General features: G+C 52.1%; 4 tRNA genes. All 4 read right to left on the minus strand.

Annotation, left to right across the window (positions count from 1 at the left end):
• Positions 1-65 precede the first annotated feature (65 nt).
• Positions 66-140, minus strand: a tRNA-Gly gene (locus AC1DMU_RS29585).
• A 29-nt stretch (positions 141-169) separates the two neighbouring features.
• Positions 170-250 (minus strand) — tRNA-Leu (locus AC1DMU_RS29590).
• 23 nt (positions 251-273) lie between these two features.
• A tRNA-His gene (locus tag AC1DMU_RS29595) sits at positions 274-349 on the minus strand.
• Positions 350-359: 10 nt separating this feature from the next.
• A tRNA-Thr gene (locus AC1DMU_RS29600) sits at positions 360-435 on the minus strand.
• Positions 436-507: the final 72 nt, after the last annotated feature.

Genomic DNA, 507 nt, shown 5'->3' on the forward strand with positions numbered 1-507 from the left:
CACCGCAGGATTTTAAGTCCTGTGCGTCTGCCTGTTCCGCCACCCCGGCATGTCATATTGAAAATTGGAGCGGAAGACGGGATTCGAACCCGCGACCCCAACCTTGGCAAGGTTGTATTCTACCACTGAACTACTTCCGCAAGACATGTATGAGTTATTTTATTAAAAGTGCGGGTGAAGGGAGTCGAACCCCCACGCCAAAGGCGCTAGATCCTAAGTCTAGTGCGTCTGCCAATTCCGCCACACCCGCATATTAATTATTCAAAGAAAAAATGGGGCGACTGATGGGAATCGAACCCACGAATGCCGGAGCCACAATCCGGTGCGTTAACCACTTCGCCACAACCGCCATGATTTTCTGGTGCCGACTAGAGGACTTGAACCCCCAACCTACTGATTACAAGTCAGTTGCTCTACCAATTGAGCTAAGTCGGCTAAATGGTGGAGGATGACGGGATCGAACCGCCGACCCCCTGCTTGTAAGGCAGGTGCTCTCCCAGCTGAGCT

The organism is Bacillus sp. 01N45, assembly GCF_056399205.1.